Source organism: Micromonospora sp. CNZ296, assembly GCF_007827635.1.
In genome coordinates this window covers 52,391-65,257 of record NZ_VISW01000025.1, presented here as the reverse complement: position 1 = coordinate 65,257, position 12,867 = coordinate 52,391, and the positions used below count along the sequence as shown (strand labels likewise).

10 protein-coding genes are annotated in these 12,867 nt (G+C 75.4%); 9 read left to right on the top strand and 1 reads right to left on the bottom strand.

From position 1 onward, the window contains the following. The first annotated feature begins 18 nt into the window (after window positions 1–18). From FB455_RS30180 to FB455_RS30150, 7 genes are all read left to right on the top strand, one after another. On the top strand, window positions 19–960 hold the full coding sequence (locus tag FB455_RS30180) for a copper transporter (RefSeq protein ID WP_013285585.1): 942 nt from the start codon (window positions 19–21) through the stop codon (window positions 958–960). A gap of 61 nt (window positions 961–1,021) precedes the next feature. Further along, window positions 1,022–1,885: a hypothetical protein gene (locus FB455_RS30175; RefSeq protein ID WP_114920043.1), complete on the top strand. Its 864-nt coding sequence runs from the start codon at window positions 1,022–1,024 to the stop codon at window positions 1,883–1,885. Between the two features lies 1 nt (window position 1,886). Further along, window positions 1,887–3,584: a lipid II flippase MurJ gene (gene murJ, locus FB455_RS30170; RefSeq protein WP_145755603.1), complete on the top strand. Its 1,698-nt coding sequence runs from the start codon at window positions 1,887–1,889 to the stop codon at window positions 3,582–3,584. Next, a complete protein-coding gene (locus tag FB455_RS30165; RefSeq protein WP_145755602.1) occupies window positions 3,581–4,714 on the top strand; it encodes a glycosyltransferase family 4 protein in 1,134 nt (377 codons plus the stop codon). The genes murJ and FB455_RS30165 overlap by 4 nt, the downstream gene beginning before the upstream one ends. Continuing rightward, window positions 4,714–7,302: a hypothetical protein gene (locus FB455_RS30160; protein WP_145755601.1), complete on the top strand. Its 2,589-nt coding sequence runs from the start codon at window positions 4,714–4,716 to the stop codon at window positions 7,300–7,302. Before FB455_RS30165 ends, FB455_RS30160 begins: the two co-directional genes overlap by 1 nt. Window positions 7,303–7,624: 322 nt before the next feature. Next, on the top strand, window positions 7,625–9,355 hold the full coding sequence (gene pyrG, locus FB455_RS30155) for a CTP synthase (protein ID WP_145755600.1): 1,731 nt from the start codon (window positions 7,625–7,627) through the stop codon (window positions 9,353–9,355). A 34-nt stretch (window positions 9,356–9,389) separates the two neighbouring features. After that, the gene (locus FB455_RS30150) at window positions 9,390–9,995 is read left to right on the top strand and encodes an NUDIX domain-containing protein (RefSeq protein ID WP_013285591.1); all 606 of its coding nucleotides are present in this window, start codon (window positions 9,390–9,392) and stop codon (window positions 9,993–9,995) included. A gap of 63 nt (window positions 9,996–10,058) precedes the next feature. Here the strand turns inward: FB455_RS30150 and FB455_RS30145 are convergent, their stop codons facing one another. Beyond that, entirely contained in the window at window positions 10,059–10,310 is a 252-nt protein-coding gene (locus FB455_RS30145) for a TM2 domain-containing protein (protein ID WP_030274369.1), read from the bottom strand. Window positions 10,311–10,598: 288 nt separating this feature from the next. Here FB455_RS30145 and ald point away from each other — a divergent pair, with 288 nt between their 5' ends. Then, window positions 10,599–11,714: an alanine dehydrogenase gene (gene ald, locus FB455_RS30140; RefSeq protein ID WP_013285593.1), complete on the top strand. Its 1,116-nt coding sequence runs from the start codon at window positions 10,599–10,601 to the stop codon at window positions 11,712–11,714. Between the two features lie 11 nt (window positions 11,715–11,725). Further along, the gene (locus tag FB455_RS30135) at window positions 11,726–12,697 is read left to right on the top strand and encodes a site-specific tyrosine recombinase XerD (protein ID WP_145755599.1); all 972 of its coding nucleotides are present in this window, start codon (window positions 11,726–11,728) and stop codon (window positions 12,695–12,697) included. The last annotated feature ends 170 nt before the right edge of the window (window positions 12,698–12,867 follow it).

Genomic DNA, 12,867 nt, shown 5'->3' with positions numbered 1-12,867 from the left:
GATCAAGAGGCTGCAAGCGTGATCAACTTTCGCTACCACGTGGTGTCCCTGACCGCGGTGTTCCTGGCGCTGGCGATCGGCCTGGTGGTCGGCACAGCCGCCCTCAACGGGCCGGTCGCCGACTCGCTCCGGGAGAACGTCAACGGCCTGCGCAAGGACAACTCGCTGATGCGCCAGTCGGTCAACAGCATGCAGAAGCAGCTGGAGACCGAGGAGGACTTCGCCGCCGAGATGGCCCAGCTCGTCCTGCCCGGCAAGCTGACCGGCCGCCGGGTGCTGGTGCTCACCCTGCCCAGCGGCCGGGACCAGGCCGAGGGCGTGGTGAAGATGCTCCAGACCGCCGGCGCCGACGTCACCGGCCGCATCGACGTGCAGGACAAGTTCGTCAACCCGGACAGCAACAACAACCTGCTGGAGCTGGCGGTCACCGCCGCCCGCCCGAACAGCGCCCCCACCGGCAACCTGCCCGGTAACGGGCACGGCGTGGAGACCTCCAGCGCGTTGCTGGCCAACGTGCTGGTGGACCGCCCGGCCGGGAGCCCGCCGGTCAGCGACGCCGACCGGCGCGCCGTGCTGGAGCAGTACGCCACCGCCGGCTACCTCACCCCGGCGGACCGGATCTCCACCGCCGCCGAGGCGGTGGTGATGGTCACCGGCCAGCCGTACGTGGACAAGGACTCGGCGAAGAAGGACGAGTCGGTGGTGAAGATCGCCGAGCAGTTCGACAGGGCCGGCGCGCTCGTGGTCGCCGGCATGGGCTCGACCGGCGGCAACCTCGTCTCCGTGGTCCGCGGCGACCCGGTGCTGTCGCAGACCATCTCCACCGTCGACAACGCCAACACCGTGCAGGGCCAGCTGGTCACCAGCCTCGCCCTGGCGCAGCAGCTCACCGAGAAGAAGACCGGCCAGTACGGCGTGGGCGACAACGCCGCCGCCCGGGTGCCTACACTGCCCCGGTGACCGCTCCGGGCCGCCCGGTCCGTGCCCGCGTCGCGTTCGAAGTCCGGATCGAGGAGGTCCCGTGAGACTGGGTCGGCTGCTGGCCGTGGGCGCGGGAGCGCTGGCCGCCCGCTACGTGCTGCGTCAGACGCGTACGTCGCCGGGCGGGCCGGCGTTGGAGCGCACCAACTACCGGGGCCGCACGGTGACCCTGGCCGCCGGTCCGGCTTTGGCCGTCGGCGCGGCCACCGGGGCCGCGCTGGGTGCCGGTAGCGCCCCGGCCGGCGCCGCCGCGCTCGTCGCCGGGCTCGGCGCGGGCGCTGTCGGCCTCTACGACGACGTGGTCGGCGCGCGCCCCGAACAGAAGGCCGCGAAGGGGTTCGCCGGGCATCTCGCCGCGCTGCGCGAGGGCCAGGTCACCGCCGGGATGGTCAAGGTCGCCGGGGTGGGCGTGGCCGGGCTGGGCGCCGCCGCGCTGCTCGCCGCCGACCGGCGGGTCGCCGCGCACCCGCGCCGCCGGCAGGCCGGTGCGTTCGGCCGCGGGCTCGACGTGCTGCTCGGCGCCGGCGTGGTGGCCGGCACCGCCAACCTGGTCAACCTGCTCGACCTGCGGCCCGGCCGGGCGCTGAAGTCCGGCATGCTGCTCGGTGCGCCGCTGACCGCCGGCCCGTACGGCGGCCTCGCCGCGGGCGCCGTGGGCGCGTCGGCCGCGCTGGTCGGCGACGACCTCGGCGAGCGCGTCATGGTGGGCGACAGCGGCGCCAACGCGCTCGGCGCGCTGCTCGGCGTGAGCCTCGCCGCGCGTACCGGGCCGCTGGGCCGGGCCGGCGTGCTGGCCGTGCTCGCCGCGCTCACCGCGGCCAGCGAGAAGGTCAGCTTCACCCAGGTCATCGCGCGGACCCCGGGACTGCGGCACCTCGACGAGCTGGGCCGGCTCCCGGACTGACGTGACGAAACCGGCTCCTCTCGCCGCCGCCGGCCGGGTCGCCGGGGCGGCCGCCCTCATCGCCGTCCTCACCGTCCTCAGCCGGCTCGCCGGCTTCGGCCGTACCGCCGTGTTCACCTGGATGCTGGGCCCCACCGATCTCGGCGGCGCCTACCTGGTGGCCAACTACGTCCCGAACTTCATCTTCGAGATCGTCGCCGGTGGGGCGCTCGCCAGTCTCGTCGTACCGCTGCTGGCCGGCGCCGTCGAGGCGGGTGACCGGCGCGCGGTGGCCGCCACCACCGGCGCGCTGCTGACCTGGACGCTGAGCCTGCTGGTCCCGCTGGCGGTGCTGCTGGCGCTGTTCGCCGACCCGCTGCCGGGCCTGATCGGGAACGGTCTCAGCGAGGCCCAGCAGGCGTCCGGGGCGCGGATGCTGCGGGTCTTCGCGCCGCAGCTGCCGCTGTACGGCGTGGGGATCGTGCTGACCGGTGTGCTCCAGGCGCACCGCCGCTTCGCCTGGCCGGTGATCGCGCCGCTGCTGTCGAGCGTCACGGTCATCGCCGTCTACCTGGGCTTCACCGCGCAGCAGGGGCGGCTGGCCACGATCGGGGAGGCCGGACGCGGCGGCGAGCTGCTGCTGTCCGCCGGCACCACGCTCGGCGTGGTGGTGCTCTCACTGTCGCTGCTGATCCCGGTGCGCCGCCTGCGGCTGCGGATCCGGCCGGGCTACCGCTTCCCCGCCGACGCCCGCGCCCGGGTCGGCGGTCTGGTGGTCGCCGGGGCGGTCACCGTGGCCGCCCAGCAGATCGCCCTGGTCGTCGCGCTCAATCAGGTCACCTACGGCCGGACCGCCGACGTCAGCGCCTACAACCTCGCCCAGACCGTCTACTTCCTGCCCTGGGCGGTGCTGGCCGTGCCGCTCGCGGTGGCCGCGTACCCGACGCTCGTCGCGGCCCGGGCCACCGGCGACGAGCGCGCCTATCGGGAGACCCTGGCCCCGGCGGTACGCGGGGTCGTGCTGCTCAGCCTGCTCGGTGCCGCCGCGCTCGTCGGCACCGCGATCCCGGTCGGGCACTTCTTCTTCTCCGATGCGCTCGACGCGAGTACCGCGGCGGCCGGGATCGCCGGTTTCGCGCCCGGCCTGGTCGGCTACGGCCTGTTCGCGGTGCTCACCCGCGCGCTGTACGCGCGGGGAGAGACCCGCGCGGCCACAGTGGCCACAGCGCTCGGCTGGCTCAGCGTGCCCGCGCTCGCCGTGGTGTCCGCGCAGGTGGCGCCGCTGGCCGACCGGGTGCTCGCGGTGACGCTGGCGACCTCGGCCGGCATGCTGCTGCTCGGCGTGCTGCTGATCGCCGCGGTCCGGCGGGCCGCCGGTGGCGAGGCGCTGGCCGGTGTCGGCCGGGCCGGTGCCGCCGGGCTGCTCGCGGCCGTCGTCGCCGGTGCCGGCGGAGCGGCCGTCTCGGCGGGACTCGCCGGGCTCGGTGACGGCACCCCGACGACACCGTGGGCCCTCGCGCAGGGCATGCTGTCCGGGGTCGTGGTCGGTGTCCTGTTCCTCGCCGTCGCCTGGCTGACCGACGCCCGCGACCTGCGGCCGCTGCTCGCGACCGTGACCCGCCGGCTGCGCCGGCGACGCCCGGCCGGCGGGGACGACGGCCCGCCGGCGCAGCAGCACCCCGGCGAGCGGGGTGACGGAAGGGAGACCGTTTCCTCATGACGGACGCCTCGCCGGCACCGCGCTGGCCCGGGTCGGTGGCCCTGGTGCTCGCCTCCAGCACCGGCGGGGTCGGGCAGCACGTGCGCTCGATCACCCGAGGGCTGACCGAGGCCGGCGCGTCCGTGCTGGTCTGCGGCCCGGCCGCCACCGAGGAACAGTTCGACTTCACCGGCGCCGGGGCCCGGTTCACGCCGGTGGAGATCCCGGCCAGCCCCACGCCGGGCGACGCGCGCGCGGTCACCGCGCTGCGCCGGGCGCTCGCTGACACACCCGTCGACGTGGTGCACGCGCACGGGCTGCGCGCCGGCCTGGTCGCCGCGCTCGCCCGTCCCGCCGCGCCGCTGGTCGTCACCTGGCACAACGCGGTCCTCGCCGGTGGCCTGCGCGGCGCGGTGTCCCGGCTGGTCGAGCGGGTCGTCGCCCGGTCCGTGCGGGTCGCGCTGGGCGCCTCCGCCGACCTTGTCGACCGCGCCGCCGCGCTCGGCGCCGCCGACGCCCGCCTGGCCCCGGTCGCCGCGCCGGCGCTGCCCGCGCCGCGGCGCCGCCGCACGGCGGTACGCGCCGAGTTCGCCGTCGCCGCCGACCGGCAGCTGATCCTCTCGGTGGGCCGGCTGCACCCGCAGAAGCGGTACGACGTGCTGATCGACGCCGCCGCCCGCTGGCGGACCCGTACTCCCGCCCCGCTCGTGGTGATCGCCGGCAGCGGTCCGGCGTACCTGCCGCTGGCCGCCCGGATCTCGGCCGCCCGCGCGCCGGTGACGCTGCTCGGGCACCGTACCGACGTGGCGGACCTGCTGGGCGCCGCCGACCTGGCGGTGGTGACGAGCGACTGGGAGGCCCGCCAGCTGTTCGCGCAGGAGGCGCTGCGGGCGGGCGTACCGCTCGTCGCGACCGCCGTCGGCGGGCTGCCGGACCTGGTCGGCGACGCGGCGGTGCTGGTGCCGCCGGGCGACGTGGACGCCGTCGACGCGGCCGTGCGTGACCTGCTCGACGACCCCGTACGCCGGGCCGATCTGGGCCGTCGCGGCCTGGCGCGGGCCGCGACCTGGCCCACCGAGGCGGACACCGTGGCCGCGCTCGCCGGCCTCTACGCCGAGCTGACACCCCAGCTCTCCACCGGGAACCGCTGATGCTGCGCAGACTGACCCCGGTGCTGCTGACGCTGGTCGTGGTGGCGCTGGGCATCACCGCGCTCTCCGCCCGTCCGGACGAGGGTGCGGCCCGGCCCGGGGCCGACTTCGTGGTGCTCGTCGGCGCGGCGGGCCTGCGGTGGGACGACGTCGACCCGGAGAACACGCCGACGCTGTGGCGGATGGCCGAGCAGGGCGCGATCGGGTCGCTCTCGGTACGCTCCGCGCACCGCCCCACCTGCCCGGTCGACGGCTGGCTCACGCTCGGCGCGGGGAACTTCGCCGCCTGGCCCGGCGCCCGCCCGGGCGGTGGCTGCCCGGCCACCGGTGTGACAGTCGAGCGGCCCGACGGCATCGGCGCGAACCTGCCCGACCAGCCCAGCGCGGTGGCGCACAACCAGGAGCAGCTCTCCTGGGGCGCCACACCCGGCGCGCTGGCCGAGTCGGTGCGCTGCTCGGTGGCCGTCGGCCCGGGCGCCGCCGTGGCCGCCGCCCGCCCGTTCGGCCGGGTCGACAGGTACGCGCCCACGCTCCCGGAGAAGCCGGCGGAACTGCTCGGCTCCTGCGTGCTGAGCATCGTCGACGTCGGCACCGTCGACGACGACGACCCGGAGGTACGGGCCGCCCAGGCGCGGCAGGCCGACGCCCGGCTGGCCCGGGTGCTCGCCGCCCGGCCGCCGCGCTCGCTGGTGCTCGTCGCGGGCGTGTCCGACACCGACTCCCCGGCGCGGCTGCACGTCGCCATCGCCGACGGACCCGGCTGGGAGGGCGGCTGGCTGACCTCGCCCAGCACCGCCCGGTCCGGCTACCTGCAACTGATCGACCTGGCCCCGACCGTGCTCGCCGTGCTCGACAAACCGATGCCGGAACGGGCGTTCCTCGGCCGGCCCGCGGTGACTGTCGACGACCGGCCGGACGACCTGCGGGCCGCGATCGAGGCGCCGGCCGACGCGGACCGGGAGGCAGCCGCCCAGCGCCGCGTCGCCGGCTGGTTCTTCACGCTGCTCGCCGCCGCCCAGCTCGCCCTCGCGGTGGCGGTGCTGCCGCTGCTGCGCCGCGCCCGCCGGCTCGCCGGACCGCACGGGCCGGAACCGGTGTCGCCGCGGATCGTGGCGGTGGTGGAGCTGCTGCTGATCGCCGCCGCGCTGGCAGTGCCCGCAGCGTTGCTCGCCGACGCCGTGCCCTGGTGGCGCGGCGACCACGCGGGCCTCTGGTACGCCTCGGTGACCGCGCTGCTCATCGTCGGCGGCACCGCCGCGGTCCGGTTCAGTCCCGGACACGAGCGCACGCTCGGTCCGCTCGGGGCGGTCGCCGGGCTGGCCACGCTCGTCGTCGGAGTGGACGTGCTCACCGGCTCCCGGTTGCAGCTCAACGGCGTGGTCGGCTACTCGGCGCTGGAGGGTGGCCGGTACGCCGGGCTCGGCACCGTCGGGCTGGGCGTGTTCATCGCCGGGGCGCTGCTGTGCGGCGGCTGGCTCGCCCAGCGGTTCCGCAAGGGCTGGCGGCCGATGGTGATGGTGACGGTCGGCGGGCTCGCCGTGGTGATAGTGGGCAGCCCGTACCTGGGGGCCGACTCGATCGGCGCGATCGCGCTCACCGCCGGGGTCAGCGTCGCGGCCGCGATCTGCAGCGGCGGCTGGCTGACAGTGAGCCGGCTGGCCTGGGCGACAATGGCCGCGCTGGCGGTCACCGTCGGCTTCGCCCTGGTCGACCTCGGCCGTCCCGCGGACGAGCGGGGCAGCCTGGGCCGGTTCCTGGCCGCTGTGGGCGACGGCACCGGCGGGCTCACCGTGCACCGGTCCAGCAGCTCCAACATCCAGACGCTGGTGAACAGCCCACTGACCGTGCTGGCCCTGGCCGGGGCCGCGCTGGTCTGGCTCGCGCTGCTCCAGCCCTGGGGCGGGCTGATGCGGCTGTTCGGCATCTACCCGGCGATCCGGGCGGCGATGGCCGGCACCGGCGTGGCCGTCGGGCTGGGCGGCCTCCTCGGCGGGTCGGCGCTGGACGTGGCCGGCGCGGCGGCGGCCCTCGTGGTGCCCATGGCGGCCCTGGCGGCGCTGCGGGTGCTCGACCACTCCACCGACCGTACGGTGCCCGACAGCGGGCGTGGCGGCGGCGAGACGGGCGCGGTCCCACCGGGCGGACCGGACGACTCCTCCAGGGGCGGCGCGGCCGGCGGCCCGGCCGGCGACGGTGCGGGTGGCGACGGTGCGGGTGGTGGTCGGTCGGCGGGCGACGGCTCGGCCGCCGACGGCTCGGCCGCCGACGGCTCGGCCGGTGACGGTGCGGACGGTGACGGTGCGGACGGTGACGGTGCCGGCGACCCGGGGGAGGCCGGAAAGCCGGCCGGACCGGACGGGCAGGACTCCGCAGGCACGGGGGCACCGGACGGGCCGCGCCCCGCTGGCCCGGACGGGCAGGACTCCGCAGGCACGGGGGCACCGGACGGGCCGCGCCCCGCTGGCCCGGACGGGCAGGACTCCGCAGGCACGGAGGCGCCGGACGGGCCGCGCGCCGCTGGCACGGCCCGCGGGGCGCAGGTGCCCGCACAGCCGACCCCGGCGTCCTCGGACATCCCTGCCCGCTGACCCCGCCCGCGTGGCCCGCCAGGTCTGCCGCCCGCCGGTTCGGGGAGGTGGCGGGGTCGAGGCCCGGTGGAAGGCACCACATCGGCGAGCTGGTGTCGATCAAGGGCCCGGACCCGGGCCGGACCCGGGCCGGAGGAGGGCCGGGAGAGCGCCAGGGGAGCGCCGGGGGAGGGCCGGCACCGGCCTCACGTGCGTCGACAGCGGGTGCGACGCCGGCTCACGGTCCGGATGGTGTTACCGTGGAATCCCGTGGATCGCGTGATCACTCTGCTGATCGGCACGGCGGTTCGCACGACCGCTACGGACGACACGGGAGCAGGCCTTGGCCCCAACAGCACGGACGACCAGGCACATTTTCGTCACCGGGGGCGTCGCCTCCTCGCTGGGTAAGGGCCTCACCGCCTCCAGCCTCGGCAGTCTGCTGACCGCGCGCGGACTGCGCGTGGTGATGCAGAAGCTCGACCCGTACCTGAACGTCGACCCCGGCACGATGAACCCGTTCCAGCACGGCGAGGTCTTCGTCACCGAGGACGGCGCCGAGACCGACCTCGACGTCGGCCACTACGAGCGGTTCCTCGACCGGGACCTCTCCGGCAAGGCGAACGTCACCACCGGCCAGATCTACTCGGCGGTGATCGCCAAGGAGCGGCGCGGGGAGTACCTCGGCGACACGGTTCAGGTCATCCCGCACATCACCAACGAGATCAAGGCCCGGATCCGCGGCATGGCCGACCCGGACGCCGACGGCCAGGTGCCCGACGTGGTGATCACCGAGGTCGGCGGCACGGTCGGCGACATCGAGTCGCTGCCGTTCCTGGAGTCGATCCGGCAGATTCGCCACGACCTGGGCCGGGACAACTGCTTCTACCTGCACGTGTCGCTGGTGCCGTACCTGGCGCCGTCGGGCGAGCTGAAGACCAAGCCGACCCAGCACTCGGTGGCGCAGCTGCGCAGCATCGGCATCCAGCCCGACGCGCTGGTGCTGCGCTGCGACCGGGAGATCCCGGACAAGGTCAAGGAGAAGCTGTCGCTGTACTGCGACGTCGACCGGGAGGCGGTCACCGCCGCGCCGGACGCGCCGAGCATCTACGACATCCCGAAGGTGCTGCACAGGGAGGGCCTCGACGCGTACGTGGTGCGCCGGCTCGGCCTGTCGTTCCGCGACGTGGACTGGACCCGCTGGGACGACCTGCTGGAGCGGGTGCACCAGCCCCGGCACACGATCACCGTCGCGCTGGTCGGCAAGTACGTCGACCTGCCCGACGCGTACCTGTCGGTGAGCGAGGCGATCCGGGCGGCCGGGTTCGGCCACCGCGCCCGGGTGCAGCTCAAGTGGGTGCCCAGCGACGACTGCGTGACCCCGGCGGGCGCCGCCGCCGCGCTGTCCGGCGTCGACGGCATCGTGATCCCCGGCGGCTTCGGCGTCCGCGGCATCGAGGGCAAGGTCGGCACCGCCCGGTACGCGCGGGAGAACGGCATCCCGCTGCTGGGCCTCTGCCTCGGCCTCCAGTGCATGACCATCGAGGTGGCCCGGCACCTGGCCAACCTCGACGGGGCGAACTCGCTGGAGTTCGACGAGGAGGCCGTGCACCCGGTCATCGCCACCATGGCCGACCAGGAGGACATCGTCGCCGGGCGTGGCGACCTGGGCGGCACCATGCGGCTCGGGGCGTACCCGGCGAAGCTGGCCGAGGGCTCGATCGTCGCCGAGGCGTACGGCAGCACCGAGGTCAGCGAGCGGCACCGGCACCGGTACGAGGTGAACAACGCCTACCGCGACCAGCTCACCAAGGCCGGTCTGACCATCTCCGGCACGTCGCCGGACGGGCGGCTGGTCGAGTTCGTCGAGCTGGACCGCAACCTGCACCCCTTCTTCGTGGCCACCCAGGCGCACCCGGAGCTCAAGAGCCGCCCCACCCGGCCGCACCCGCTGTTCGCCGCGTTCGTCGGCGCCGCCGTGGCGTACTCGCAGGCCGACCAGCTGCCGGTGGACCTGGACGGCGCGTCGAAGAAGGCCGGCGGCGGCGGTGGCGCGAAGGCGTCCGCGAAGTGAGCGGCCGGTCCGCGCGGGCGCGCGGGGAGGCGGCGTGAGCGGCGTCGAGCACCGGTACGAGGTGACCGGCCGCCGGGAGATCTGGTCCGGCCGGATCTTCTCCGTGGTCAGCGACGACGTCACCATGCCCGGCGGCGGCAGCGCGACCCGCGACTACGTGCGGCACGTCGGCGCGGTCGCCGTGGTGGCGCTCGACGACGCCGGTCAGGTGGTGCTGATCCGCCAGTACCGGCACCCGGTCGGCCGGCACCTGTGGGAGCTGCCCGCCGGGCTGATGGACGTCGGCGGCGAGGACCTGGCCGCCGCCGCGCTGCGGGAGCTGGCCGAGGAGGCGGACCTGACCGCCGGGCGCGTCGACGTGCTCGTCGACCTGCACAGCTCGCCCGGTTTCGCCGACGAGGTGGTGCGGGTGTTCCTGGCCCGCGACCTCGCCGACGTGCCGGCCGATCAGCGGCACGACCGGCACGACGAGGAGGCCGACCTCCAGGTGGTCCGCGTGGACCTGGACGAGGCGGTGCGGATGGTGCTGGCCGGCGAGATCACCAACGCGTCCTGCGTGGCCGGGCTGCTCGCCGCCGCCCGCGCCCGCGACACCGGCTTCACCGAGCTGCGCCGCCCGGAGGCGCCGCTGCCGCGCTGATCCGCAAACGACGAGGGGCCGCCCGGCGCACTGCGCCGGGCGGCCCCTTCCGTGCGCCTGTGGTCAGTCGCGCAGAGGGCGTCCCTGCCCGTCGACACCGCCGTTGACGAGGATCAGGATGCCGTCGACGAGGCCCCAGATCGCGCCGAAGCCGCACGTCACGAGCGTGACGATGAGCTGGATGACACCGGTCTTGGTGTCGCCCATGTAGAACCGGCCGATGCCGAAGCCGCCGAGCAGGATCTGAAGCACACCCGCGACGACCTTGCTCTTGTCGGAGACGCCCTGCGGGTACTGCTGATAAGGAGTGGTCATGAGCGGACACAATAGTGATCGGTTCACGTCCTGTCGGCCTCGCCGCTCAGCCGATGGGAAGATGTCATCGAACTTTGTCCTCTCGGCGGATGGCGTCTCCACCGGGCAGTCCGAGGCATGCCTGACACACCGTCAGGACCAGCGGGCACCGGATGTCACAGTGTCGCCGCCCGTGGGCTTCCCACGGGCCTAGACTGCCGCCGGCGGGACAGGCGGACCGCGCCGGCAACGGAGCCGGCGCGGCCGCGCAGTCGGGGGTGAGCCGCCCCGGAGGAAGGTGTCTGCATCGTGAAGGTCGGAATCCCCCGCGAGGTCAAGAACCACGAGTACCGGGTGGCGATCACGCCCGCCGGCGTCAACGAGTTCACCCGCCACGGCCACGAGGTCTTCGTGGAGGCAGGCGCCGGAGTCGGTTCGAGCATCACCGACGACGAGTTCGCCGCCGCCGGCGCGAAGATCCTGGCCACCGCCGACGAGGTGTGGGACACCGCCGATCTGGTGCTGAAGGTCAAGGAGCCGATCGCCGAGGAGTACCACCGGATGCGCGAGGGGCAGGTGCTGTTCACCTACCTGCACCTGGCCGCGTCCCGCGAGTGCACCGACGCGCTGGTCGACCGGAAGGTCACCGGCATCGCGTACGAGACGGTCGAGCTGCCCGACCGCTCGCTGCCGCTGCTCGCCCCGATGTCCGAGGTGGCCGGCCGCCTCGCCCCGCAGGTGGGCGCCTTCTACATGATGCGTACCGGCGGCGGGCGGGGCGTGCTGCCCGGCGGCGTCTCCGGTGTGTACGCGGCCAAGACCGTGGTCATCGGCGCGGGCGTGTCCGGCCTGAACGCCGCCGCCATCGCGCTGGGCCTGCAGTCCGAGGTGCTGCTGCTGGACAAGAACGTGGCCCGGCTGCGCCAGGCCGACGCCATCTACCGGGGCCACCTGCAGACCGTCGCCTCCAACGCGTACGAGATCGAGCGGGCCGTGCTCGACGCGGACCTGGTCATCGGCGCGGTGCTGGTGCCCGGCGCGAAGGCCCCGAAGCTCATCTCCAACGAGCTGGTCTCCCGGATGAAGCCGGGCAGCGTGCTCGTCGACATCGCCATCGACCAGGGCGGCTGCTTCGAGGACTCGCGCCCGACCACGCACGCCGACCCGGTCTACAAGGTCCACGACTCGATCTTCTACTGCGTGGCGAACATGCCCGGCGCGGTGCCGAACACCAGCACCTACGCGCTGACCAACGTCACCCTCCCGTACGCCCTCGAACTGGCCAACCAGGGCTGGCAGCAGGCGCTGCGCAACGACCCGGCGCTGGCGCTGGGCCTGAACACCCACGCCGGCAAGGTCGTCTACGGCCCGGTCGCCGAGGCGCACGGCATGGACGTGCTGCCGCTGGACGAGGTGCTGAGCTGACCGAGACCGCTGTGCGCGCGGCCGGCGCGGAACCCGCGCCGGCCCTGCGCCGTGCGGTCCGGACCTACCTGGACCACCTCACCGTCGAACGCGGGCTGTCCGCGAACACGCTCGCCTCGTACCGCCGGGACCTGGACCGCTACCTCGCCACGCTGGCCGCGGCCGGGGTGGACGACCTGGCGGCCGCCGGGCCCGTGCAGGTCGAGGCCCACCTGGCCCGGCTGCGCGCGGGCGACGACGACCACCCGCCGCTCGCCGTCTCCTCCGCCGCCCGCGCGGCCAGCGCGGTCCGCGGCCTGCACCGCTTCGCGCTGCGCGAAGGGCTGGCCGGCGCCGACCCCAGCCGCGACGTCCGCCCGCCCGCGCCGCCGCGCCGGCTGCCCCGCGCGCTGCCCGTCGACGGGGTCCTACGGCTGCTGGAGGCCGCCGGCCCGCCCGGCGCCACCGGCGACCCCGCCGCCCGCGCGCTGCGCGACCGGGCGCTGCTGGAATTCCTGTACGGCACCGGCGCGCGCATCTCCGAGGCGGTCGGCGCCGCCGTCGACGACCTCGACCTGGACGCCGGAACCGTGCTGCTGCGCGGCAAGGGCGGCCGGACCCGGCTGGTCCCGGTCGGCGGATACGCGGCCGACGCGCTGCGCGCCTGGCTGGTGCGGGGCCGCCCGGCGCTGCTCGCCGCCGGGCGCGGCACCCACGCGGTGTTCGTCAACGCCCGCGGCGGCCCGCTCACCCGGCAGGGCGCCTGGACCGTGCTGCGCAGCGCCGCCGCCCGCGCCGGCCTGCCGGTCGACGGACCCGACGCGGTCTCCCCGCACACGCTGCGCCACTCGTACGCCACCCACCTGCTCGACGGCGGCGCGGACGTGCGCGTGGTGCAGGAACTGCTCGGCCACGCCTCGGTGACCACCACCCAGGTCTACACGTTGGTGACAGTGGAACGGCTGCGCGAGGTGTACGCGACAGCCCATCCCCGGGCTCGCTGAGCGCCGGCGTCGGGACACCCGGCCGGCGGGCGGCCGACACGCCGACCCGCTACCGAACGTGCTGCTGGCCGGTGGCGTACAGTCGGCATCGGCGCGGGCCTCCAGGTACGACGGACCGGGGGTGCGCAGCGGCGCCGCGAGGGACGTCGGACGGCTCCGACGCCGGGTGG